Annotated in this window: 18 protein-coding genes and 1 pseudogene; 14 read left to right on the forward strand and 5 right to left on the reverse strand. The window is 63.0% G+C overall.

Going from position 1 to position 24,330, the window contains the following annotated elements:
- Positions 1-10: 10 nt before the first annotated feature.
- From hutU to EN824_RS10510, 5 genes are all read left to right on the forward strand, one after another.
- A complete protein-coding gene (gene hutU / locus EN824_RS10490; protein ID WP_135932358.1) occupies positions 11-1,681 on the forward strand; it encodes a urocanate hydratase in 1,671 nt (556 codons plus the stop codon).
- 11 nt (positions 1,682-1,692) lie between these two features.
- Positions 1,693-2,271, forward strand: a complete 579-nt coding sequence (locus EN824_RS10495; protein WP_135932205.1) for a HutD family protein — start codon at positions 1,693-1,695, stop codon at positions 2,269-2,271.
- A 289-nt stretch (positions 2,272-2,560) separates the two neighbouring features.
- On the forward strand, positions 2,561-11,146 hold the full coding sequence (locus EN824_RS10500) for a glucoamylase family protein (protein WP_135932206.1): 8,586 nt from the start codon (positions 2,561-2,563) through the stop codon (positions 11,144-11,146).
- Positions 11,147-11,518: 372 nt separating this feature from the next.
- A complete protein-coding gene (locus tag EN824_RS10505; protein WP_127278652.1) occupies positions 11,519-13,291 on the forward strand; it encodes a glucan ABC transporter ATP-binding protein/ permease in 1,773 nt (590 codons plus the stop codon).
- Between the two features lie 99 nt (positions 13,292-13,390).
- The gene (locus EN824_RS10510) at positions 13,391-14,152 is read left to right on the forward strand and encodes a heme ABC transporter permease (protein ID WP_135863963.1); all 762 of its coding nucleotides are present in this window, start codon (positions 13,391-13,393) and stop codon (positions 14,150-14,152) included.
- A 12-nt stretch (positions 14,153-14,164) separates the two neighbouring features.
- Here EN824_RS10510 and EN824_RS10515 read toward each other — a convergent pair.
- Positions 14,165-15,214 (reverse strand): annotated as a pseudogene (locus tag EN824_RS10515) (D-TA family PLP-dependent enzyme); the annotation flags it as partial.
- A 178-nt stretch (positions 15,215-15,392) separates the two neighbouring features.
- Between EN824_RS10515 and EN824_RS10520 the strand changes: the two are divergent.
- Together EN824_RS10520 and EN824_RS10525 are read left to right on the forward strand one after the other, a co-directional pair.
- A complete protein-coding gene (locus EN824_RS10520; RefSeq protein WP_127278655.1) occupies positions 15,393-16,079 on the forward strand; it encodes a D-lyxose/D-mannose family sugar isomerase in 687 nt (228 codons plus the stop codon).
- Positions 16,080-16,150: 71 nt separating this feature from the next.
- Entirely contained in the window at positions 16,151-16,552 is a 402-nt protein-coding gene (locus EN824_RS10525; RefSeq protein ID WP_127278656.1) for a hypothetical protein, read from the forward strand.
- A gap of 31 nt (positions 16,553-16,583) precedes the next feature.
- Here EN824_RS10525 and EN824_RS10530 read toward each other — a convergent pair whose 3' ends face one another.
- From EN824_RS10530 to EN824_RS10545, 4 genes are all read right to left on the reverse strand, one after another.
- Positions 16,584-18,269 carry a hypothetical protein gene (locus EN824_RS10530; RefSeq protein WP_135915414.1) on the reverse strand — a complete coding sequence of 562 codons (1,686 nt, stop codon included), beginning with the start codon at positions 18,267-18,269 and terminating at the stop codon, positions 16,584-16,586.
- 121 nt (positions 18,270-18,390) lie between these two features.
- Positions 18,391-19,020, reverse strand: a complete 630-nt coding sequence (locus EN824_RS10535) for a hypothetical protein (RefSeq protein ID WP_135863970.1) — start codon at positions 19,018-19,020, stop codon at positions 18,391-18,393.
- 204 nt (positions 19,021-19,224) lie between these two features.
- Complete coding sequence (locus EN824_RS10540; protein WP_135932207.1) at positions 19,225-20,364, reverse strand: site-specific integrase; 1,140 nt, start codon at positions 20,362-20,364, stop codon at positions 19,225-19,227.
- Positions 20,357-20,875 (reverse strand): hypothetical protein, encoded by a 519-nt coding sequence (locus tag EN824_RS10545; RefSeq protein ID WP_135932208.1) that lies wholly within the window; start codon positions 20,873-20,875, stop codon positions 20,357-20,359. Before EN824_RS10545 ends, EN824_RS10540 begins: the two co-directional genes overlap by 8 nt.
- 156 nt (positions 20,876-21,031) lie before the next feature.
- Here EN824_RS10545 and EN824_RS10550 point away from each other — a divergent pair, with 156 nt between their 5' ends.
- The 7 genes from EN824_RS10550 (at position 21,032) to EN824_RS10580 (ending at position 24,324) form a co-directional block, all read left to right on the forward strand.
- On the forward strand, positions 21,032-21,211 hold the full coding sequence (locus tag EN824_RS10550) for a helix-turn-helix domain-containing protein (RefSeq protein WP_135932209.1): 180 nt from the start codon (positions 21,032-21,034) through the stop codon (positions 21,209-21,211).
- On the forward strand, positions 21,211-21,396 hold the full coding sequence (locus EN824_RS10555) for a hypothetical protein (RefSeq protein WP_135932210.1): 186 nt from the start codon (positions 21,211-21,213) through the stop codon (positions 21,394-21,396). The genes EN824_RS10550 and EN824_RS10555 overlap by 1 nt, the downstream gene beginning before the upstream one ends.
- A complete protein-coding gene (locus tag EN824_RS10560; protein WP_135932211.1) occupies positions 21,396-21,575 on the forward strand; it encodes a hypothetical protein in 180 nt (59 codons plus the stop codon). The genes EN824_RS10555 and EN824_RS10560 overlap by 1 nt, the downstream gene beginning before the upstream one ends.
- Positions 21,572-21,907: a hypothetical protein gene (locus EN824_RS10565; protein ID WP_135932212.1), complete on the forward strand. Its 336-nt coding sequence runs from the start codon at positions 21,572-21,574 to the stop codon at positions 21,905-21,907. Before EN824_RS10560 ends, EN824_RS10565 begins: the two co-directional genes overlap by 4 nt.
- Positions 21,904-22,410: a hypothetical protein gene (locus EN824_RS10570; RefSeq protein ID WP_135932213.1), complete on the forward strand. Its 507-nt coding sequence runs from the start codon at positions 21,904-21,906 to the stop codon at positions 22,408-22,410. The genes EN824_RS10565 and EN824_RS10570 overlap by 4 nt, the downstream gene beginning before the upstream one ends.
- A gap of 200 nt (positions 22,411-22,610) precedes the next feature.
- Complete coding sequence (locus EN824_RS10575; RefSeq protein ID WP_135932214.1) at positions 22,611-23,081, forward strand: hypothetical protein; 471 nt, start codon at positions 22,611-22,613, stop codon at positions 23,079-23,081.
- Between the two features lie 88 nt (positions 23,082-23,169).
- Positions 23,170-24,324 (forward strand): hypothetical protein, encoded by a 1,155-nt coding sequence (locus tag EN824_RS10580; RefSeq protein ID WP_135932215.1) that lies wholly within the window; start codon positions 23,170-23,172, stop codon positions 24,322-24,324.
- Positions 24,325-24,330 lie beyond the last annotated feature (6 nt).

A 24,330-nucleotide genomic window follows, 5' to 3' on the forward strand; every position in this document is an offset into this window, starting at 1 on the left:
AGGGACAATGATGAACAACCCTCGCCACAATATCCGCGAAGTGCGCGCGCCGCGCGGTGACAAGCTCAACGCCCGGTATTGGACGACCGAGGCGCCGCTGCGCATGCTGATGAACAATCTCGACCCTGATGTCGCCGAGAATCCCAACGAACTGGTCGTCTATGGCGGCATCGGCCGGGCGGCGCGCACCTGGAACGATTTCGATCAAATCGTTGCGTCGCTGAAGACGCTTGGCCAGGACGAGACGCTGCTGGTGCAGTCCGGCAAGCCGGTCGGTGTGTTTCGCACCCACCCGGACGCGCCGCGCGTGCTGATCGCCAACTCCAACCTGGTACCGCACTGGGCGACCTGGGAGAAATTCAACGAGCTCGATAAGAAGGGCCTGATGATGTACGGCCAGATGACGGCCGGCTCCTGGATCTATATCGGCACGCAAGGCATCGTGCAGGGCACCTACGAAACCTTCGTCGAGGCCGGCCGCCAGCATTATGGCGGCAATCTCAAGGGAAAATGGATCCTGACCGGCGGCCTTGGCGGCATGGGCGGCGCCCAGCCATTGGCTGCCGTCATGGCCGGCGCCTGCTGTCTGGCAATCGAATGCAATCCCGATTCGATCGATTTCCGCCTGCGCACCCGCTATGTCGACGAGAAGGCCGAGACGCTCGACGAGGCCATGGAAATGATCGAGCGCTGGACTAAGGCCGGCGAGGCGAAGTCCGTCGGCCTGCTTGGCAACGCCGCCGAGATCGTGCCCGAAATGTTCAAGCGCGGCATCCGCCCTGATATGGTCACCGACCAGACCTCGGCGCACGACCCCATCAATGGCTATCTGCCGAAGGGCTGGACGATGGCCGAGTGGCGCGAAAAGCGTGTCAGCGACCCCAAGGCGGTCGAGAAGGCGGCCCGCGCCTCCATGCGCGAGCATGTCGAGGCGATGGTGGCGTTCTGGAACGCCGGCGTGCCGACGCTCGACTACGGCAACAACATCCGTCAGGTCGCCAAGGACGAAGGTTTCGAGAACGCCTTTGCCTTCCCCGGTTTCGTGCCGGCCTACATCCGTCCGCTCTTTTGCCGCGGTATCGGCCCGTTCCGTTGGGCTGCACTCTCCGGCGATCCGGAGGATATCTACAAGACCGACGCCAAGGTACGCGAACTTACTCCCGGCAACACCCATCTGCACAATTGGCTCGACATGGCGCGCGAGCGCATTTCCTTCCAGGGCCTGCCGGCGCGCATCTGCTGGGTCGGTCTCGGCGACCGGCACAGGCTGGGTCTTGCCTTCAACGAGATGGTGGCCAAGGGCGAGCTCAAGGCGCCCGTCGTCATCGGCCGCGATCACCTCGATTCGGGTTCGGTCGCTTCGCCAAATCGCGAGACGGAATCGATGAAGGACGATTCCGACGCGGTCTCCGACTGGCCGCTGCTCAACGCGCTGCTCAACACAGCTTCGGGCGCCACCTGGGTGTCGCTGCACCATGGCGGCGGCGTCGGCATGGGCTTCTCCCAGCATGCCGGCATGGTCATCGTCGCCGACGGCACGCCTGACGCGGCAAGACGTCTGGAGCGGGTGCTGTGGAACGACCCGGCGACCGGCGTCATGCGCCACGCCGATGCCGGCTATGACATCGCCATCGAATGCGCCAAGGAGCACCAGCTCAACCTGCCCGGCATTCTCGGGTAGCGGCTGACGTGATGCGCATCCTTCGCGCCGCCGATTACCGCGTCATGCCGTGGAAGAACGGCGGCGGCACGACGACCGAGATCGCCGTCTCGCCCGACGGCGCGGGGCTCGACGATTTCGACTGGCGCGTCTCGATGGCCCGGGTCGAAGGCAGCGGGCCGTTCTCCAGCTTTGCCGGCATCGACCGCACGCTGTCGGTGCTGGAGGGCGAGGGGATCGTGCTTGATGTCGCGGGCCGTCCGCCGGAGCGGATGACAGCGGCTTCCCAGCCATTTTCCTTTCCAGCCGACCAGCCGACGCGTGCCGCGCTGATCGCCGGCCCGATCACCGATCTCAACGTCATGACCCGCCGCGGCCGCATGTTGCATCAGGTCGAGCGTCTGGCGATTTCGACGCCCGTGGAAATCCCGACCGAGGCCGGTCCCACTCTCATCCTTTGTCACAGGGGCCATGCCATTTTCCCCGGCGCCGCGCCCATTCGTCTCGGGCCGCTCGACGCCCTGCTGCTCGGACCTGATGCCTCTGTCTTGCGGGTTCAGCCCGCACCGGATGCGATCCTTTTCGTGATCCGGATAATCGCTGCCGCCTGACGCGTTTGGCGCCAACGGTTACCGCCTGTTTCCAAACATGATCGCGACGCCGGCGAAATATAGCGTAAGCTGGCGGTGGCATCACGAAAAAGCCCGAATCCTCCCCGTCGATCGGTCCTGACGGGAGCGAGGGGCGCTCGTCTTTGAGTTTGCTCGAAAGATGACGCCCTGTCGTGGTGCGGAAACAAACTTTCGGCATAGGGGTTGATGCAACCGATTGCATTTGAACCGGTTTTAGGGCCATTGCCGTGGCGGTGATGCCGCTGAGTGCCCGCTTACGGAATTTTCAATGAATATTCAGACGAACCCAGCCCAGATCGAGAAGACAAGCGCGAGCTTCCCAGCCATCACGGAAGAGCCGATAAGATCGACATTCCTGCCGGAGGAACGGCTCCGGCTGCTCGGCGAAAGCCTGGCCAAGGGCGATCTGACGGACCTGTTCGGACTGATACCATTCGACTTCCAGGCCCGCATCCGTGACAGCGCCAAGAAGATCCTCGAAGTCTACCGGTCGACCAACGCCGCGCAGGCGAGGGGCGAAACCATCACGCCGGCCGCGCAATGGCTGCTCGACAACAACTACCTGATCGAGGAAACCATTTTCCAGGTCAAACGCGACCTGCCGCGCCGCTTCTACCGGCAATTGCCGACGTTGAAACTGCCCGACGACGGCACCGTGCCGCGCGCATTGGCGCTGGCCTGGACCTATGTCGCGCATTCGGACAGTTCCGTCTCGGCGACCATGTTCAAGTCCATCGTCCAGGGTTTTCAGTCGGTCGAGCCGCTGAAGATCGGCGAACTCTGGGCCCTGCCGTCACTGCTGCGCTTCGTGCTGATCGAGAACCTCCGCCGCCTGGCGGTCAGGGTCAACCGCACCCGTCAGATGCGCCAGATCGCCAACGACGTGGCCGACAAGGTGCTTGCGACCGACGACAATCCGGATCGGCAGGCAATTCTCGCCAACTTCAGCGCGCATGCGCAGGACACCACCTTCGCCACTCAGCTTCTCTATCGCCTGCGTGACGGATCGCAGAACGCCGGCAAGGCGCTGGAGTGGCTGGAAGGCGAACTCGAAAAGACCGGCTCGGATGCCGAGGAAATCATCATTTCCGAGCACCAGACGCTGTCCAGCGGCAATGTGACCACCGGCAACATCGTGCGCGGTCTGCGCCTCATCAACGACGTCGACTGGACGGTGTGGTTCGAAGGCGTCAGCCGCATCGATACCGTGCTGCGCGAGCGCACCGATTTCGCCGCGCTCGACTTCTTCTCGCGCGATCAGTACCGCACCGCGATCGAGGAACTGGCACGCCGCTCGAACCTGTCGGAGTACCGTGTCGCCGAAAAAGCCATCGAACTGGCCGGTCACGCCGCCGGTGAAACCGTCGCGGAGGGCGTTGAAGGGGTGGATGCCCAGGCAGCATCCGCTCATACCGACGTCGGTTTCTATCTCGTTGGCCCGCGCCGGCTGGAGCTGGAAAAGGCGATCGAGTACCGGCCTACGGTCAGCCAGACGGTCAAGCGGACCTTCGCCAAGACGGGCTGGCTTGGCATCGTGCTCCCCGTCTTCGCGCTGACCGCCCTGCTGCTCGTCCTGTCCGGCAACGCCCTTTCCAATCTCGGCCTGTCGGTGCCGTCGATCGTGCTGATGCTGGCTCTGTTTGCCGTGCCAGCCAGCGAAGGCGCGCTCGCCTTCTTCAACACCGTGGTCTCGCTGTTCCTCAAGCCGACTCGCCTGATCGGTTACGACTACAGGCACGGCGTGCCGCCCGAGGCGCGCACCCTGGTGGTCGTGCCGTCGCTGATCGGCTCGCGTGACGATGTCGAGGAAAACATCCGCAACATCGAAGTGCACTATCTTGCCAATCTGGCGGACGAGATCCATTTCGCGCTGCTTTCGGATTGGCCCGACAGCAAGATCGAGATCGATGCGGCGGACACTGAGATTCTCGACTTCGCCCGCGCCGAAATCGCTCGCCTCAACGCACGCTATCCCTCCGAAGGCGCCCCGCGCTTCTATATCCTGCACCGCCGCCGGCTCTACAATGCGGCTCAAGGGTGCTGGATGGGCTGGGAACGCAAGCGCGGCAAGCTGCACGAGCTCGACCTCTTGCTGCGCGGCGACAGCGATACCACCTTCCTACCACTCGAAGTGCCGCTGCCTGAAAAAGTCGTCCATGTGATGACGCTCGACGCCGATACCCGCACCACCCGCGATGCCGTATCGAGCCTTGTCGGCAAGCTTTGCCATCCGCTCAACCGCCCGCATTTCGACGCCACCAGGCGTGTCGTAACCGCCGGCTACACCATCCTGCAGCCGCGTATCACCGCTTCACTCACCAGCGGCGACGAAGCCTCGTTCTTCCAGCGCGTGTTCTCGGCCAATCGCGGCCTTGATCCTTACGTCTTCGCTGTTTCGGACCTCTATCAGGACGTCTTCAGCGACGGGTCCTTCACCGGCAAGGGCCTCTATCATGTCGATGCCTTCGAGGCCGCCTTGCAGGGCCGCATCGAGGAAAACACCATCCTCAGCCACGATCTGCTCGAAGGCGCTCTGGCGCGCGCCGCACTCGTCACCGACGTCGAACTGGTCGAGGACTACCCGACCCGCTACTCGGTCGACGCCTCGCGCCACCATCGCTGGGCGCGCGGCGACTGGCAACTTTTGGGATACATCTTCAACCCCCGTTCCGGCGTTCCGGCCTTGTCGCGCTGGAAGATGGTCGACAATCTGCGCCGCTCGCTGACGCCGATCTTCTGGGTGATGGCGGCGATCGCCGGCTGGACCTTGCTGCCCTTCACGCAGGCCGCGCAGTGGCAGGCCTTGCTGATCCTCAGCCTGTTCATGGCGCCGACCTTCGACGTGGTCAACGCCATCCTGCCCAAGAGCGGCGACCAGACGCCGCGCGGCCATTTCTCGGCGCTGGCGCGCGACGTCGCCTTCGGCACCGCCATGGTGGCACTGAAGATCGTGCTGATGGCACACAACGCCTGGATGATGGGCGACGCCATCGTGCGCACCCTCTACCGGCTGTTCGTCAGCCGGCAGAACCTCCTGGAATGGCGCACCGCCTCGCAGGCGCACAAGGCCGGCGACAACGACGTCGGCTCCTACTACGGCATGATGTATGGCGCCGTGATCATCGGCTTTGTCGGCCTCGCCATTCCGGTGCTGGCCGATTCCACCGGTGCCTTCGTCGCCTTCTTCTTTGCCTTGTTCTGGATCGGCTCGCCGGCGATCGCCAGCTGGATCAGCCGCTCCGCCGAAACCGAGGACCGGCTGCGTATATCGCAGGCCGATATTCACACCCTGCGCACCGTGGCGCGGCGCACCTGGCATTATTTCGAGAGCTTCGTGACGGCCGAACATCACAATCTGCCGCCGGACAATTTCCAGGAGAGCCCCGCGCCCGTCGTGGCGCCCCGCACCTCGCCGACCAATGTCGGCGTCTACCTGCTCTCGGTCGTCTCGGCGCGCGATTTCGGCTGGATCAGCCTGTCCGATGCCATCACCCGCATCGATGCCACCATGACGACCATCGAGAGCATGCCGCGCAGCCGCGGCCATCTCTTCAACTGGTACGACACCACGACCCTGAAGCCGCTCTACCCGCTCTATATCTCGGCTGTCGACAGCGGCAATCTCGCCGGTCACCTGGTGGCGGTGGCGGCGGCCTGCGCCGAATGGGCGGAAGCCCCTTCCGTCCACCTGCAGGGTGATTTCGAAGGCATTCTCGACACCGTGACCATCCTGAGCGAAAGCCTAGATGAATTGCCTGACGATCGCCGTCAGTTGCGCCCATTGCGCCAACGCCTCGTCGATCGCCTCGACGGCATGCGGCGCGCCGTCGACACGATCAAGGCACAGCCGGAAATGGCCTCGATCCGCACCATCAACCTGGCGGTGCTGGCCGGTGAAATCCGCAAGCTCGCCACCGCCATTCACACCGAGGCCGCATCGCCGCAGAGTGACGTCATCGTCGACTGGGCGGCAAGGCTCGAAGCCACCTGCGAGGCGCACGTCCATGACGCCCACAGCGACGAAAACGCGGTCGAGGCTCTGCGTGCCAAGCTGCTCACCTTGCGCGAGCGCACCCGTCGTTTCGCCTTCGAGATGGAGTTCGCCTTCCTGATGCGGCCGGAGCGCAAGCTTTTGTCGATCGGCTACCGGGTCGAGGAACATCAGCTCGACGAAAGCTGCTACGACCTTCTCGCCTCCGAGGCGCGGCTGACCAGCCTGTTCGCCATCGCCAAGGGCGATCTGCCGACCGAGCACTGGTTTAGGCTCGGCCGCCCCATCGTCGAGATCGGCTTCCAGGGCGCGCTGATGTCGTGGTCCGGCTCGATGTTCGAGTACCTGATGCCGCCGCTGGTGATGAAGGAACCGCAAGGCTCGATCCTCAACCAGACCAGCAAGCTGATCATCAAGCGCCAGATGCAGTACGGCCGCCAGAAGAACGTGCCGTGGGGGATCTCGGAAGCAGCCTACAATGCCCGCGACCGCGAACTGACCTATCAGTACACCAATTTCGGCGTGCCGGGGCTGGGGCTGAAGCGCGGCCTTGGCCAGAACACGGTGATCGCACCTTACGCGACGATCATGGCGGCGCAGTTCAACCCGCGCGAAGCGGTGCAGAATCTGGCTCGGCTGCGCGAGATCGGCGCGCTTGGCCGCCATGGCTATTATGATGCGGTCGACTTCACCCCGCAGCGCGTGCCGGAAGGCACCAACCACGCGGTCGTGCTGAATTACTATGCCCACCATTCGGGCATGTCGATCGCCGCCGTCGCCGACGCCATTTTCGAAGGTCGCCTGCGCGATCGCTTCCACAGCGATCCAGTCATCGAATCAGCCGAACTGCTGCTGCAGGAGAGGGCGCCGCGCGACATTCCGACCGCCACCGTCCGCACCGAGGCCGACGAGCGCTCCAAGGACGAGACCGAAACCGAGAGCCCTGACACCCGCATTGTGCTCGATCCCGTGCGGGCGCTGCGTTCGACCAATGTGATGTCGAACGGCCGCTATTCCGTCATGGTGACCGCGACCGGCTCCGGCTACAGCCGCTGGGGCGATCTGTCAGTGACCCGCTGGCAGCCGGATCCGGTCGAGGACCGCCTGGGCTCATACATCTTCCTGCGTGACGTCAGCACTGGCGACTGGTGGTCGGCAACGGCGGAGCCAAGGCGCGCGCCCGAGGAAAAGACGCAGACCCTGTTTTCCGATGACAAGGCGAGCTTCGTCAAATCGGCCGGCACGCTACGCTCGGAGGTCGAATGCATCGTCGTTTCCGAAGGCAATGGCGAAGGCCGCCGCATAACGCTCTACAATGAGAGCACATCCGACCGTCACATCGAAGTGACGTCCTTTGCCGAGCTGGTTCTGGGATCGGAGGCTTCCGACAACGCGCATCCGGCCTTCTCGAAAATGTTCGTGGAAACGGAAATCGCCGCCAACAATGGCGCGATCTTCGCCACGCGACGCAAGCGCGAAACCAGCGAGCCCGATGTCGCCCTGGTGCATTTCGTCACCGATCCGTCGGGGCCGGCTCGTGATGCCGAGGCCGAGACCGACAGGCGCGCCTTCATCGGCCGTGGCCGCACCATCGTCGATGCCGCCGCCTTCGATCCAGGCGCCAGGCTGGGCGGCCATTCCGGCTTCACGCTCGATCCCATCGCCTCGCTGCGCCGTCAGGTGCGCGTGCCCGCCAACAAGAAGATATCGCTGACCTTCTGGACCGTCGTCGGGGCCAACCGCGCCGAGCTGGAGGAGGCCATAAACCGGCTCGACCATCAGGAGAGCTTTGCCCGCCAGGCCATGCTTGCCTGGACGCGCAGCCAGGTGCAGACCCGCCATATGGGCCTCAGCCTGACCGATGCGGCCAATGTGCAGAAACTGGCGCGCTATCTGATCTATCCCGATCCGTTCCTGCGGCTGCCGGCCGAGTCCATCGCTTCCGGATTGGGCAAGCAGTCGAGCCTGTGGCCGACCAGCATTTCGGGCGATTACCCGATCTTCCTGGTCAGGATCGGCGACGTCGCCGATCTGGAGATCGTTGCCCAGGCGTTGCGCTTCCAGGAATATATGCGCACCCGCGGTATGATGATCGACTTCGTCGTCGTCAACGAGCAGGCCTCGTCCTATGTCCAGGATCTGCAGCGCGCGGTCGAAACGCTGTGCGAAAACAGCCGCTTGCGCGGCAAGGAACTCGGACCCCGCCAGCACATTTTCGCGGTGCGCCGCGACCTGATGGAGGAGACCACCTACAAGACGCTGCTCGCCGTCGCCCGGGTTGTGCTGCATACGCGCAACGGCACCATCTTCGACCAGATCGAACGAGCCGAGGCGGCCGCACTGCAGGCGCGCGATGGCCTGCAGCCGGCAGGATTTCCAGGCCCGCGCGAAATTCCTGCGCCCGTACAGATGCATGCATTCGCCTCGCAGGCGGTGGCCGATGTCAGCGCCGATGGCTCCGGCCTCAGCCAGTGGAACGGTTTCGGCGGCTTCGACGGTGACGGGCGGCACTATGTGGTGCGCCTGGCTGGCCGACGCACCACGCCGCAGCCCTGGATCAATGTCGTCTCCAACGCCTCGTTCGGCTTCCATACCTCGGCCGAGGGCGCGGCCTTCACCTGGAGCCGCAACAGCCGTGACTACCAGTTGACGCCGTGGTCGAACGACCCGGTCTCCAACCGACCGGGCGAGGGCATCTATATCTACGACCAGGCCAGCGGCAGGGCGTTCTCGCCGATCGCCGCGGTGGTGCGCGATCCCTCGATGACCTACGAAGCCTGGCACGGCCAGGGCTTCTCGACCTTCCGCTCGAAGCGCGGACCGTTGTCGATGGACTTGACGCACGTCGTCGATCCCATCGATCCGGTGAAGATCACGCGGCTGCGCATCCAGAATTCCGGCCCGGTACCTGCCCGGCTGCGCGTCTATGCCTATGCCGAATGGGTTCTTGGCGGGCATCGGTCGCGCACCGCGGCAACCATAGTGCCATCCCGTGACGGTGCCACCGGCGCGCTGCTCGCGCAAAATCCCTACGGGCTCGATTTCAGCGAGCGCGTGGCCTTCCTCGCCGCCGACACCGGTGTCCACTCGGTGACGACTGACCGGGCCGAGTTCCTCGGCCGGCACGGGTCCAGCGAGTTGCCGCAGGCAGTGCTGAGCGGTTCGGCCCTGTCGGGTCGCGTCGAAGCCGGAGATGATCCTTGCGCGGCGATCGCCCGCGACATCGAAATCCCCGCTGGTGGCGACGTCACGCTGATCTGGCTGCTCGGCGACGCCGAGTCTCCGGCGCAGGCGAGCGCGCTGGTGCAGAAGCACCGGGGCAAGGATTTCGACCAGCGCCTGGCCGACAATGAGCGCGAATGGCGCGCCTTCCTCGACACCATCCAGGTCGAGACGCCGGACAAGGCACTCGATGCCATGGTCAATCACTGGCTGCCCTATCAGAGCCTTGCCTGCCGCATCCGCGCCCGCTCGGCCTTCTATCAGGCAAGCGGCGCCTTCGGCTTCCGCGACCAGTTGCAGGACACACTCGCCCTGCTGGCGCATGATCCGACGCTGGCGCGCGACCAGATCCTCAATGCCGCGCGGCGGCAGTTCCCGGAAGGCGACGTGCAACATTGGTGGCTGCCGCGCACCGGCGCCGGCGTACGCACCCTGATCTCCGACGACGTGGTGTGGCTCGCCCACGCCACGGCCCGCTATCTCATGGTGACCGGCGACGCCACAATCCTGAAGGAGCAACTGCCCTTCCTCGACGGACAGGCGCTGGGTGAAGGCGAGCACGACGCCTTCTTCACTCCGGAAATCTCGAAGAAGACGGTGTCGCTCTACGATCACTGCGCGCGTGCGCTCGACCTTGCCATCAAGCGCAGCAGTCCAGCCGGCCTGCCGTTGATCCTCGGCGGCGACTGGAACGACGGCATGAACCGTGTCGGCGAGCATGGCAAGGGCGAGAGCGTGTGGCTGGGCTGGTTCCTGCTGAAGACGCTGGGCGACTTCGCCGCGGTCGCCAAGACCGAGGGCGACACCAAGCGCGCGCAGGCCTGGGCAAAGCATGCCGAAGCCCTGAAGCGGGCACTCGAAAGCACGGCATGGGACGGCGAATGGTACCGGCGCGGCAGCTTTGACGACGGCACGCCTTTGGGATCACGCACATCGCAGGAGTGCAAGATCGACTCCATTGCTCAGTCCTGGAGCGTGCTTTCGGGCGAGGGCGACCCGGCGCGGTCGACCACGGCGATGCAGCAGGCGACGAAGCTGCTCGTCGACGATCATCTCAAGATCGTAAAGCTGTTCACGCCACCCTTCTCGAAGACGGACAAGGATCCCGGCTACATCAAGAGCTACCCGCCTGGCGTGCGCGAGAATGGCGGCCAGTACACTCACGCCGCCACCTGGTTCGTCATTGCATTGGCGGAGATGGGACAGACCGATGAAGCCTATCGCTGCTTCTCGATGCTGAACCCGGTCAACCACGCCTTCGACGAGGCCTCGACCGAGCATTACCGCGTCGAACCCTATGTGGTGGCGGCCGACATCTATGCCGGGGACGACAAGGGAGGGCGCGGCGGCTGGACCTGGTACACCGGCTCGGCGGGCTGGCTTTACCGGGCCGCGGTCGAAGGCATCCTGGGCATCGAACGGCGTGGCAAGCAGATCACGTTCCGGCCGAAGCTGCCCAGTCATTGGGAGGGCTATCAGGCTTCACTCAAGATGCTGGGCGCCGAGATCAAGGTGCAGGTCATTCGCGACAAAAAGACCAAGACGATCTCGCTCGAAGTCAATGGTTCGAAGACAAAATCGGCGTCCTTTGAGCCCAAGGCCGGTGGCCAGACCGAGGTCGTGGTCAAGATACCGGCGTAAAATCAACAGGTTGGATCACCGGATCGCGCGTCCTTCGGGACGCGCGAAGCAGCGCCTCGTTACTTGCGCGTGATCCGTGGCGGCGCCGGCTGGGCGCCTTGAAACCGGGCCTCTTCAGCCTGCCGTGATTAAAAATGTGGCAGTGCTCGGCTACTGCCATGATTTTGCCGCAAGGCTGACATTTCACCTTTTATCTCAAACCGTTAGGTGATCACGTCAGATTTCGTATCGTCGTCATCTTTTGTTCGCTAAATGGGAACGGAAGCGATAGACGGGCATTGTTTTGCGACGCATCAACCGTTACGTGTCAGGAAATGGTGCAGTGCACAATATTGGTGTTGGGCACAATAGAGAGTTGGCGGAGTAGCTGAAGTGTCACTTCTGCAGATCTATTGGAGAGCGCTGGGATATCTGGCTGCCGACAAGAAGCGCGTCGCGCTGATCTGTGCGGCCAACGTCGCTCTGGCAGCCATCGCGATCCTCGAGCCGATCCTGTTCGGCCGGGTCATCGACGCGATTTCCACGAAAGGCTCGGTCTTCTCCACGCTTGCCGTGTGGGCCGGCATCGGCGCCTTCAACGTTCTCGCTTTCGTGCTGGTGGCGCGCGGTGCCGACCGGTTCGCGCACGCCCGGCGCAGCGAAGTGCTCTGCCAGTCCTTCGAGCGCGTCATCACCATGCCGCTCGCCTGGCATCATCAGCGCGGCACCTCGAATGCTCTCCACACGCTGCTGCGCGCCGTCGAGACGCTGTTCAGCCTTTGGCTCGAATTCATGCGCCAGCATTTGTCCACCGCTGTTGCGCTCGTCCTGCTGGTTCCGACGGCCCTCAGCATGGACGTGCGCATGTCGATGGTCCTGCTCGTCCTCGGCGTTCTCTATGTCGGCATTGGCCGCCTGGTGATGAAGCGCACGAAGGAAGGCCAGGCCGCCGTCGAGCGCCACTATCACAAGGTTTTCGCGCACGTGACTGACTCGGTGAGCAACGTCGCCGTGCTGCAGAGCTACAACCGTCTTGGCCACGAAGCCGACGCGCTGCGCAGCTACGTCAAGAACCTGCTCGACGCGCAGAACCCGGTGCTCGACTGGTGGGCGATCGCCAATGCGCTCAATCGCCTGTCGTCGACGATCTCGATGATGGTGGTGCTTCTGATCGGCGCCTATCTGGTCACCCACGGCCAGCTGCGCATCGGCGACGTCATCGCTTTCACCGGCTTCGCCACGCTGCTGATCTCGCGGCTCGACCAGATGTCGGCTTTCGCGAACCAGATTTCGGAGGCCCGCGCCAAGCTCGAGGATTTCTACAAGCTCGAGGACTCGGCCGCCGATACCGCCGAGCCGGACGGCCTGCGCGACCTGGCCAACGTCACCGGCCATGTCCGTTTCGAGGATGTCAGCTTCGAGTTCGCCAATTCGGGGCAGGGCGTCAGCGACGTGTCCTTCGAGGTCCAGGCCGGCCAGACCGTCGCCATCGTCGGGCCGACGGGTGCGGGCAAGACCACGCTCATCAACCTGCTGCAGCGCGTCTTCTCGCCGTCCAGCGGCCGTATCCTGATCGACGGCATCGATACCCGCACCGTGACCCGCAAGTCGCTGCGCCATTCGATCGCCACCGTGTTCCAGGATGCCGGGCTTCTCAACCGCTCGATCGAGGACAACATCCGGGTCGGCCGTGCCGATGCGACCAACGACGAGATCCATGCCGCAGCCACCGCAGCCGCGGCGCAGGATTTCATCCTGGCCAAGAGCAATGGCTACGACACGGTGGTCGGTGAACGTGGCGGCCAGCTGTCTGGCGGCGAGCGCCAGCGCATCGCCATTGCCCGTGCCGTGCTGAAGGATGCGCCGATCCTGGTGCTCGACGAGGCGACCAGCGCGCTCGACGTCGAGACCGAGGACCGCGTCAAGGAAGCGATCGACGAATTGCGCCGCGACCGCACTACCTTCATCATCGCCCACCGCCTGACCACCGTCCGCGACGCCGATCTGGTCGTGTTCATGGACAAGGGCAAGGTGGTCGAGATGGGTGGCTTTGCCGAACTGTCGCTGCGCAACGGCCGTTTCGCCAGCCTGTTGCGTGCCGGCGGCCTGCTCAACGACGAGGAAGTCCGCCGCCTCAGCCGCTCCGTGCAGGGCGAGGCCGCCTGAGCAGTTGATGGTTCTGCCTTCTCCCGAATGGGAGAAGGAAGAACCTGCGACACCGCCGCTTGATTGCTCCAAACGCGCCGGCGGTCTATGTAAAGCCGCATGAGTGACACCACCTCACGCCCGAGCGGCTGGACCGATCTTGCCAATCCGACGCGGTTTGTCCGGCTGGCCGACAAGCTTGTGCCGTGGCTGGCGGCGCTCGCCGCCCTCGTCCTTGCTGGTGGCCTCTATATTAGCTTCACCGCGCCCGAGGATTTCCAGCAAGGCATCACGGTGCGCATCATGTACATCCACGTGCCTTTCGCCTGGCTCGCCATGATGTGCTACACGCTGATGGCGGTCTCTGCGCTGGGCACACTGGTCTGGCGGCATCCGCTGGCCGACGTCGCACTGAAGTCAGCGGCCCCCATCGGGGCCGTCTTCACCGCGCTGGCGCTGATTACCGGTTCGATCTGGGGCAAGCCGATGTGGGGCACCTGGTGGGTCTGGGACGCCCGCCTGACTTCCGTCTTCGTGCTGTTCCTGATGTATCTCGGCATCATCGCGTTAACCCGCGCGCTCGATGACGCCAGCCGCGCCGCCTGGGCCGCCGCCATCATCACGCTGGTCGGCTTCATCAACATTCCGATCATCAAATTCTCGGTCGACTGGTGGAACACACTGCACCAGCCGGCTTCGGTGTTCAGGCTCGGTGGTCCGACCATCGATCCCAGCCTGCTCTGGCCGCTGCTGGTGATGGCCGTCGGCTTCACCGTGCTGTTCTTCGCGCTGCATCTGATGGCCATGCGCACCGAAATCCGGCGCCGACGGGTTATTGCCATGCGGCGGGTGGCGGCGCGGCAGGCGGAACGTCCGGCTTAAATATTCACCCCTCCGTCCGCGCGCTGCCACCGGCAGCGTGTCCAGCACCGTCTCCCCGTCGATCAGGTTGACCTCGTTGAACAAATTGGTGACGACGCAGCAATGGTCCGGCACCACGCGCACGCGCTCGCCAATGCGCAGCTTGCCGTCGCCGGAAAGCATGACCGTGCCGTGCTCCTCGCTCAAGCCCGTCACCAGCGCCCCCGGGACGCCCATCAACTCTCCGAAATCCTTTAGCCCCAGCGTATCGCTGGACAGGGCCTTGCTGCCGCTATCGAGGATCGCGCGCGTCGCTGTCGGATGGCTGACCACGGTTGCCAGCACGGTCAGCGCGCAATCGTCGAGGCCGCCGACGCCTTTGGCGACCTGGTAGCGGTCGAGATAGATATAGGTGCCGGGCCGGTATTCGGTGACGACGGAGGCATCGGCGGAACGCCACATATCGGGCGTGCCGCCGCTGGAGACACGCTCACAGGCGAGCCCTGAAGCGGCCAGCGCCTGTTTGGCGTCGGCAAGCCAGGCCTCGGCCTCCACTGCCCGGCCGGCGGCCGGATAGGTCATCAGTCCGCCAAAGGCAAGGCCGCCCGCCTTGTCGATCACCCTCGCCAGCGCAACCGCTTCATTGGCCGTCTGCACGCCGCAGCGCCCCATGCCGGTGTCGCATTCGACCAATACCGACAGCGGATGCCCGGCATCGGTGAAGGTCGCGGCGAGCCCTTCCAGCGTCTGCGCGCTGTCGGCCGTCACCGACAGCGTCACGCGGCCGTGCAGCGCCTTCAGCCGGGCGAGCTTGGCGCGGCCAAGGATGTTGTAGGGAAGAAAGATATCCGTCAGCCCGGCGTCGGCCATCACCTCGGCCTCGCCGATCTTCTGGCAAGTGATGCCGACGGCCCCGGCTGCCACCTGCTTCTTCGCCCAATAAGGCAGCTTGTGGGTCTTGATGTGCGGCCTGAGCTTCAGTCCGTTCTTGTCGGCATGGGCCTGCGCGCGGGCGATGTTGGCTTCAGCGCGTGCGACGTCGATCAGGATCGACGGCGTATCGAGATCATGGATGGTCGGCATCGGTTGTCTCTGTGAAAATTCGCAGGGGTTATGAGCCGGAAAGCACGCGATGTCACGCCGCACGCGAACCCGATCGGTGGGCCATGGGCGCAGGGCTCGAACAGGCAGAATGGATCGACACCGCACCGGCGTTCGGCTATGCGATTTGTCGGAAAAATCGACACGAAGGGTCACGATCATGAAACGCTCCGCCATCAACGACATCATCCGCGAAGCCGACGCCTTCATCCGCTCGTTCGGCTATATCATGCCGCCCTTCGCCTACTGGTCGCCGGAAGAGATGAAGGCGCGCCAGGTCGATTCCTCGGCCATTTTCACCTCACGGCTCGGCTGGGACATCACCGACTACGGCCAGGGCAAGTTCGACGATCTCGGCCTGTTCCTGTTCACCGTTCGCAACGGCCGCTACGAGGACATGAAGAAGGGCATGGGCATGCTCTATGCCGAGAAGATCATGATCTCGCGCAAGGAGCAGATGTCGCCGATGCACCGCCACAACATCAAGGCCGAGGACATCATCAACCGCGGCGGCGGCAAGCTGGTGCTGGAACTGTTCATGCATGACCGCGACGGCGGCATCGACCCCAGGGCCGAGGTGTCGGTGCCTGTCGACGGAACCATCCACAGGCTGCCGGCGGGCGGGCTGTTGAAGCTCGACCCGGGCCAGAGCGTAACGCTTTTGCCCGGCGTGTGGCACGCCTTCTGGGCGGAGGGCAAGGACGTGCTGATCGGCGAGGTATCGACCGTCAATGACGATCGCACGGACAACGTCTTCCGTGAGCCGATCGGCCGTTTCGCCGATATCGAGGAAGACACGCCGCCGCTGCACCTGCTGGTGGCCGACTACGACAAATGGCTGGGTTGAGGCTTCCGCCCTTTATGCCGATTCGCCCCCTGATTTGCCGGCCAGCAACCAAGTCCGACGAGGAATAGATCTTGAAATCAGCTCTAGTTCTAGCCATTGCCGCCTTGGCGGCGGTCAGCTTCGGTATGCCGGCCCAGGCGGCCGGCTTCGCCAACATCATCCTTTCCGCGACGAAGGACGGCGCTACACCTCAGAGCAGCTTCCCCGTCGACACACCGGTGATTTACGTGTCGGCTGACTTGGTGGATATCGCGCCCACATCGAAAATCACATTTTCCTGGGTCTCGGTTGATTCCCACGGCGTCGCACCGGAAAACTATACTATCGACAAGGTCGATCTCGACGTCGGAGCGAACAATCAGGCTGATTCTCAGCTCACCAAACCCACGGCGGGATGGCCGGCGGGCACCTATCGTGTTGATTTGGCCATCGACGGAACGGTTGAGGATTCGGTGCCCTTCAGCATTCCATGATGGAAATGAACTGCCCTGAAAGGGCGTAGGCTCAATGACAACAGCTGAGTGCCGATTGCACGCTCGTCCGGCACAGGCAGGACGAGCTGATCGGCACATCCGCCTTTGCCATCGCCGTGGCAAGCCTTGCCTGCAGTGCCGGCAGTTCTTCGGTCTCGCCACGCCGGCTCAAACATTCCACCAGACCGTGCAGCGCCCAGACATTGTCCGGGTGCTGGGCACAGCGCTGCACCGTGGCGCTCAGGCCGAGATCGTCGCGATAAACCTGCTCGGCTTCCGCCGCATGCCCCTGGTCGAGAAGCAGCGCCGCAAGCGCATGGCGCGGCGGGTGCATCCACGCCCACGGCTCGGTGTAGGAAAGATTGTCATCCAGCTCGACCGCGTGCCTGAGATGGCCATAGGCCTCCTCGTGCCGGCCCTGATGGTAGGCAAGCTCGCCGTCGAGCAAGGCGGCACCGACGGCGAGCGAGGCGCGGGTCGGGTTGCTGAGGAAACGCCGCTCGGGTGCAATGCCTTCGAGGTGCTGGTGAAACAGTTCGCGCTCGCGCTCGGCTTCGGCGAATCGCCTCAACGTCGCATGCGCGACGCCCCTGGCGTAGTGCTGCATGGCCGCCGTCAGCACATAGAGGCCGGGCTCGGCGACCCTTGGTTCATCGATGATCTCCTGCCACCGACCGAAGCGCACCAACACGTGCGATTTCATCGCATGATAGCCTTCCACGGTCTGGGTGAGTTTGGGCCGGTCCTGGATGGCGACCACGTCACGCGTCACCAGGCTGCGCACCTTGTCGGCAGCCCACAGTGCCGGCTGGTACTGGCCTGACAACATGCAGGTGAACATCATCAGGTGCAGATCGTGACAGCAGCCGAGCAGATAGTAGGTCGGCTCGCCGGCATAGGCGAGATAGAGGTCGTTGGCCCCAACCGCCTTTTCGCTGGCAAGCTTGGCTTTTTCATATTCGCCGCACAGCACATAGATATGCCCCGGCATGTGGTTCATGTGTCCGGCATCGGGGCACATCTCGCCGAGCAGATCGGCTGAGCGCATGCCGCGTTCCGGCATGGTGGACATTTCCAGGAGATGAATGTGCAGATGGACGATCGCCGGGTGCTGCGCGATACCGGCCTCGTCTGCGAGCCGGATTGACCGCTCGCAAACCTCCAGCGCCTCGATCACGTCTGAATTTGGCGCCGGTGCACCGGTCTTGAGGTTCCAGAGCCGCCGCACCGTGCGCATCATCAGCGCCTCGACGAACAGCGCCATGACGTCATGGTCGTCGGGAAAGTTTTCATGGACCCGCCGCATCGCAGCGGCATAGGCATCGTCCCACTGCTCGAATTCCTGGGGGCTTACCCGGTGCGGCTTCTGGAAGCGGCAGGCCAGTGCCTCGATCAGTTGCCTTTCGACCTCGCTGGCTGACGCCGCATTGGAGCGCGCGAGCTGGACGTGCTCGAAACAACGCTTCGTCGCGCTGTCAGCCTCGGCCTCGCCATGCTCCTTCCAGGTCAGATTGTAGAAAGGCCCAGCCGCATAGGCGATGCCCCAATGAACCATCGGGCAGTCCGGATCGGTCTCCAGAGCCTTCTCAAAGCACTTGATGCCTTCTTCGTGGTTGAAGCCGTAGCACCAGTTCAGGCCAATATCGAACCAGCGCTGGGTTTCTGCCGAGCGGGTAGAGATGGGGCGGCGGTAGGCGCCAAGATTGAAGCGGTCCATGTGGTCTCATTCAAACTGCTCGGCCGCGAGCCTAGCCCTGGCCAGATTCTTCGCCATGAATGTGTGCCGGAACCGGTAGGCATGGCAAACGCAATGAGGCCATCGATCTGACCGGCGCCCGTTAGTCGCTTTCGGGTGGCGCGTCGCTTTGCCAGCCGGCGAGCTCCGGCAGGTCGTCAAGCCAACTTTTCTCGGTCATCACGGCATCGCCGGCCTGCGGTGCAGCCTCCGTGGCGTTTTGAATCAACCAGTCCGCCCACTTCCGGTAGGCAACCGGATCCATCTGGGGCGGCAGCACCTTGGCCTTGAGCAGCATCCTCTTGCGGAAACTGGTTTGCCTGCGCAGCTTGGTCGTCGTGAACTTGATTGCCTTGCCTTGGTATTCGACAGTCCAGCGGTCGCCCCCATGGCTGACAAGCCTGTCGATAGCGAAACCGGCATCGACCGGTCTGTCCCGCCAGGGAAGCTCGATGGCGTTCTTCCGCAGATCGACAGCCCATCGCCTGTAGTTGGCCCCGGTGCGCTGAGGCGGCAGCACGCTGGCCTGTTCGAGCATCTTCCTTCGGAACGTAGGCTGCTTCTTGAGCTGGCCGGTCGTCAGCTCGATTCGATGTCCACGAAATTCGACGTGCCACCGGACCCGCCCGTTGCCGACATACTTCACCAGCCTGTCGATGACGAACTCGTCCTCGGAGAGCATCACGCATCCCTGTCGGATGCTTTCGAGAATGTACTGGTTATCGGTGGGCATGGCGCTGCCTTATGCGGCGAGCCTGAAGGAGCATGGGAACGCGAAATGAAACAGGCCAAATTTCCCTGCAAGTCATTGTTCTTGTCGCAGAGTTTTTGGCTGGGGAACCTGGATTCGAACCAGGACTAACGGAGTCAGAGACAGTTTTCTCCGTTGTTTTTGCTCACAAAATCGGCCTTGTGTTGCAGTCGTGTTGCATGTGCCTCATGAAAGCAGACGGGCCTCGATCTCCGCGACAGCCGTCTGATCTGCCGCGTCGTCCTCGAAAAGATGGCCATAGGTGTCGAACGTCACCGTGATCGAGCTATGCCCCATGATGGCCTGGACGCGCTTCGGCGAGAGCTTCTGTTCGATGAACAGGCTCGCCGCTGCGTGCCGCAGGGCATGGAAATTGTACTTGGCAATTTTGAGCGGATTGCCGTCGGCGTCGAGCCTTGTGGGGTGCAGCTTAAACAGGTCGGCACCGACCAAGAGCGGCGTCCAGACACGAGCCAAAATGTTGTGGTGGTCGAGCGGCGTCCCCTCGTCGGAAGGGAACACCAGACCATCGGGACCATTCGCAATCGAGAGCCGCTGTTGCTTAAGGGCATTGATCGCCATCGGCGCCAGTGGGACGTCTCGCTCGCCGGCCGACGTCTTCGGCAGCCCGAAATCGCCCCATGCATCCACTCTGCCTTTCACGGTAAGAACGCCGCGCTTCAGGTCGACGGCGCTCCAGCGGAGGCCGCGCAGTTCGGAGGCGCGCAGGCCACTGAACAGGGCAGTGACGATCAGCGGGCGGTGCTTGCCTTGGATAGCTGTGAGGATGGTCCGCAGTTCGGCCTTGGTGGGGATCTCCGGCCTTTTCAGCTTGCGGCGATCGTTGGCCTTCACCTTGGCATCCGACACCGGATTGGTGGCCGCCAAGCCCCGCCGCCTCGCTTCAACGAAGATTGCCCCGAGGGAGCGCACGACGCGCTTGACCATCGCCGGCGATCGATCTTTCGCCAGTTCATCCGCAAAGGCGTGGACGTGGGGCGTGTTGAACTGTGAGAGCTTCCTGGCGCCTATCAGCGGGACTATGTGTATGTTGACGTGTTGGGCGTAGGCGTCGCGCGTTGAACGCTCCAAGCCTTCGGCGTCGCATCTTTCCAGCCAAAGCTTCGCGGCCTCTTTGATCGTGATCGAGGCGCTATCGGCGACGTGCACTCCCAGCTGCAGATCGCGCCGTACCTTGACGAGATAGGCGTCGGCATCCTTGCGCTTGTCGAACTGTTTGGCGCGGCGATTGCCGCCAGCGTCAAAATAGTCGGCCAGCCAGCGAACTTCGCCAGAGGGTAGGGTGCGCTTGCGAACCTTAGCCATTGAGGTCACTCCGCTCTTTCGTGCTGTCAGCGCGAACGCGCAGGATATCCATCTCGCGGACCATCGCGGACAGGTTGATCACAAGGCATCTGCGGGCACCGGCGATTCGGATTTTTCCGGCATCCAGCCACTGATAATCGAACGGCTTTCCCTCGCCGGAGACCTGAGAAGCCATGAAACGTGGCTCTGCGTAGAAGCACAGTTCGGACGCGCCCTGCGACCGACGTCGAGCTTCCTTGAAGTGCTCGAAAATGTCGTCCCACGATGAGCGGATGAATGACACCACCATGGTGGGATCGACGCCGAACTCGGCCAGTTCAAGGCAGAACGCCCACTGGAACAGCTGCTCATCGTGATACCAGATTTTCGTGCCTCGACCCGGACTTGAGCCGAGCGGCACGCCGAGGCGCTTGAGGTGCTTCAGCCTGGCGCGGAAGGCCTTCCCCTGAATCTCTGAGCCCAGCCCGTACATTCCGGCGAGCACGGCTTCGGCAGCGGCATAGGTGAGCATTCTCAATATCCCCGATGGTCGCGGACCATTCCGCTTAATCCCTGTGTGTAGTGTAAGTGTGCACTTGACGATTGTAAACCCCGTCCGATATTAATTAGTGCATTGGTGCACTAATGGTTCGGGATGGTCCCGGCTGGCACCGCAAAGGAGACTGGAATGGTTGAAGTCACTCGCCAGACCGTCACGATTGCCGAGGCTGCGAAGGCTTTGGGCATCGGCCGGAACGCCGGCTACGAGGCAGCGCACAGGGGGGAAATCCCCACGATCAAGATCGGCAAGCGGATCCTCGTGCCGCGCGCTGCGCTGGACAAAATGCTGAGCGGGGAGGCGGCCTGATGGAGCAGATCGACCTCCAACCCGATGAAATGATCCGTCAGGCGGCCGAATACGTTGCCGGCCCGCGTGAGCGTACTGGTCTCGCCACGATCCCTGAAATCAGAGAGCGCTTCGGTCTCAACGCCCTGCAGGCATGTGAAGCGGTTCGACGCGCCCAGGCCCTCCGTTATGCGAGGGCGCTCTGATGGTCGAGATCACTCCCGAATTCATCGCCAAGGCCCGATGGTTTTTGGTCTGCGCTACATCGCAGGGCCGGCAACAGGGCCGCACACCGTATTACTTGCTTATGGACAGGTTTCGCCTCGACCACCACGAGACGGAAAAGGTGCTGGCTCTCCTCAAGGCGGAGGGCTTCAGAACATGAGCATTCAAAAGCGAAAGCCGACCTCGGCAAAGGTCGGCTCGCTGGAAATGTCGAATAGCTTGGCAGCAATCGATACCGGCGAGAATACCAAAGGCGGCATCAGTCCGCAAACGAAATGGAAGCTGGCAAACCCCAAGGCTATCTGGGCACAGCAAGCGCTCCGTTCCGCCCTCAATCGCGGCCTGATCATCCAGTTGCCATGCAGGGAATGCGGCGCCCTCGATGCCGAGGCGCATCACCCGGATTATGATCGCCCCATGGATGTTGACTGGCTCTGCCGGCTGCATCACCGGCGGGAACATAAGCGGCTGAAATGCGAGGCCGTCACATGAGCGGCAACACCCGCAACTTCACCATGGTGGCGCCGGTGCTTCATAGCTCCAGGCGCTTCCTGGATCTCGATGATAGCGGCCGCGCGCTGTTCATCTATCTCCTGACTGGCCCGCATCAAACCAGCTGCGGCTGTTCTCAGATCAAGCCAGGCTATGCATGTGCAGACCTTGGGCCGAGTTGGCCCTTGGACAAATACCAAAGGCATCTGGCGGCGCTGGAGACCGCTGGGCTCATCATCGTCGACGATGACGAGATCTATATCGAGCGGTGGTTCAAGCACAACTCCAAGGGCTCATGGAAGTACGCCAAGGCCATCCAGAGCCAGATCGACAAGATCGAAAGCGATATGCTTCGCGAGAAGGTAAGCGCTGACTTTGCGGCCACTGAACTAGGGCAAGCTGCCTATGAGGCTGGCGAAGCTGAAAAAGCTGCCGATCGCTCGACGCCCGCAAACGTCTCAAACCGCCTGCTTTCCACCGGCCTTATGCGAAGAGGAGCATAGGCCATGGATAGGGTATCAGAGGACTATCGATATACGGAGACGGAGACGGAGACCGAAACGGAGATTGAAACCATACCCATACGAAAAACCGAAAGAGAGATTTTAGAGGTTCGCTTGGGAAAAAGAGGCTGGGAGATCCTTCCCTGCATATTTCCACAGAAAGGAATTGCGCGAAATATTTTTGAGTGCCGGAGGGGCGAATGACGTCCCCCGCGCTCCTCGCTCCGATCGCCGAGCCCGCTGCTCGGCTGCGTCGCATCGCTGCATGTGCCCGTGACGGCCGGCCGATCGATCCTGCCGACGCCATTCCCTTGCAGGAAGCTTTCGACCGCCACCTTATCGACGGCTCATCACTCGACTTCCTGCTCGGCGTCACCGCCGACGGCAAGGGCGCCACGCCACCATGGAAGGCCTTGAGGATCATCGATCGAGATGACGCGATCCGCGCCCTGGCCTCATCCCTCTCCGAGGATGTCGATGGCGGCAACGTGCTCGACGCCATGCTCGACGAGCTTGAGCAGTTCGCCAACTGGCGCTGGCCGCAGCTTCGCCTCCACCAGGAATGCCCGGCAAACCCGACCAGCCTGGAAGCCCTCATGTGGCAGGTGCTCCGTCTCTCCGGCGGCCGGGTGCTCTCCCGCGCCTATCTGGCGGAAATCCTTGCAGGCTGAAATCGGCATTTCAGCCGGAAGAGCTCGAATCAACCCTGATAGATTCGGGAAAGATCAAAATCACCCAGCCGGAGAAAGAGCCGCCCAAATGACGTTTCGCAACTCAGGTATCTACGACGCCAGAACAGATTTCGCCGCGCTCGACAGGCGCACCTCTGCCAAGGCCGCAGCAGGCTGGGATGCGGCAATTAGCCGAACGAACGGCGAGACATCAAACGTCAACTACGAATCCGCCGACGGGTTCGCGTGGGTCCATGTCGACGATGGTTCCGACCTCGCCGACCGCCTGCCGGCCGAAGCCAAGGCCAAGTTGCTACGCTTGCGGGAAGCTAAGATCGCGGCTCAAGACCTCGCCGCGCCGATGTTCGAGCGCATCCACGAAAAAAGGATGGAACGGTTGAACTTCTGGACCGTCGCCAGCAAGCGCGAGCATGATTTCCACCTGAGCAACCTTTTCATAGCTCATCGCCACCATGGCGTTGAACTTCCTCCTGAAGGCAAGGCTGCACTGGCGGCGATCGACCAGGATAAGGCGAAACTCGCCCGGCTCGACGAGGAATTGGCCCGCCTGGAGGCACAGAACACCCACAAGGCCAGACGCGCACAGACGCTCGGCGCATTGATCGATAACAACCTGGAACGGTTCCTGCTCTCGCTCCGGCCGGGCACCAGGATCACCGAATTCGACGGCATCGTGCCGAAGCTGCGCAAGGGCGAGACCGCATCCGAGGCGATCGAGCGCACTCGCAATGAACGCGCTTCACTGCTGGCCGATTTGAATGACCTCCAGGCAAAGCCCATCACTGCACAGGCGGCCAAGGCCAAGGCGCGGGAACACATCGAACTGCTCGCCAACGATGGCAAACCTTCGGTGCTCAGTCTGCTCGACCACGGCGAGGGCATCGGCTTCATGCGCCTCAACAGCAGGGCAGGATCTCCCTTCGATTCGTTCAATGGGGATCTGAGCAAGGATGCCCGTCGGGCGCTCTCTCTCGTCGCATGGGTCTGCAAGGATCAACTGATCAAGGCGATCAACGCCGAGATCGATGCAGCCGACACCGGCGCCGGCATCAGCGACAAGGACCGCACCGCTGCCGAGTTTCAGATCAACGCCACCCTCCAGAGCCTGGAGCGCGAAGAGGAAGCGCTGATCGAGATGGCAGAGGCCAACGGGCAATTGGTCGAGCGTCGTATCGATGCTGACTCGGCCGCCGTTCTCGGCATCGTAGTTTCGAACAACTGAGGATAT

It is taken from the genome of Mesorhizobium sp. M8A.F.Ca.ET.181.01.1.1 (genome assembly GCF_004792025.1).
In the GTDB taxonomy this organism is placed as follows: Bacteria; Pseudomonadota; Alphaproteobacteria; order Rhizobiales; family Rhizobiaceae; genus Mesorhizobium.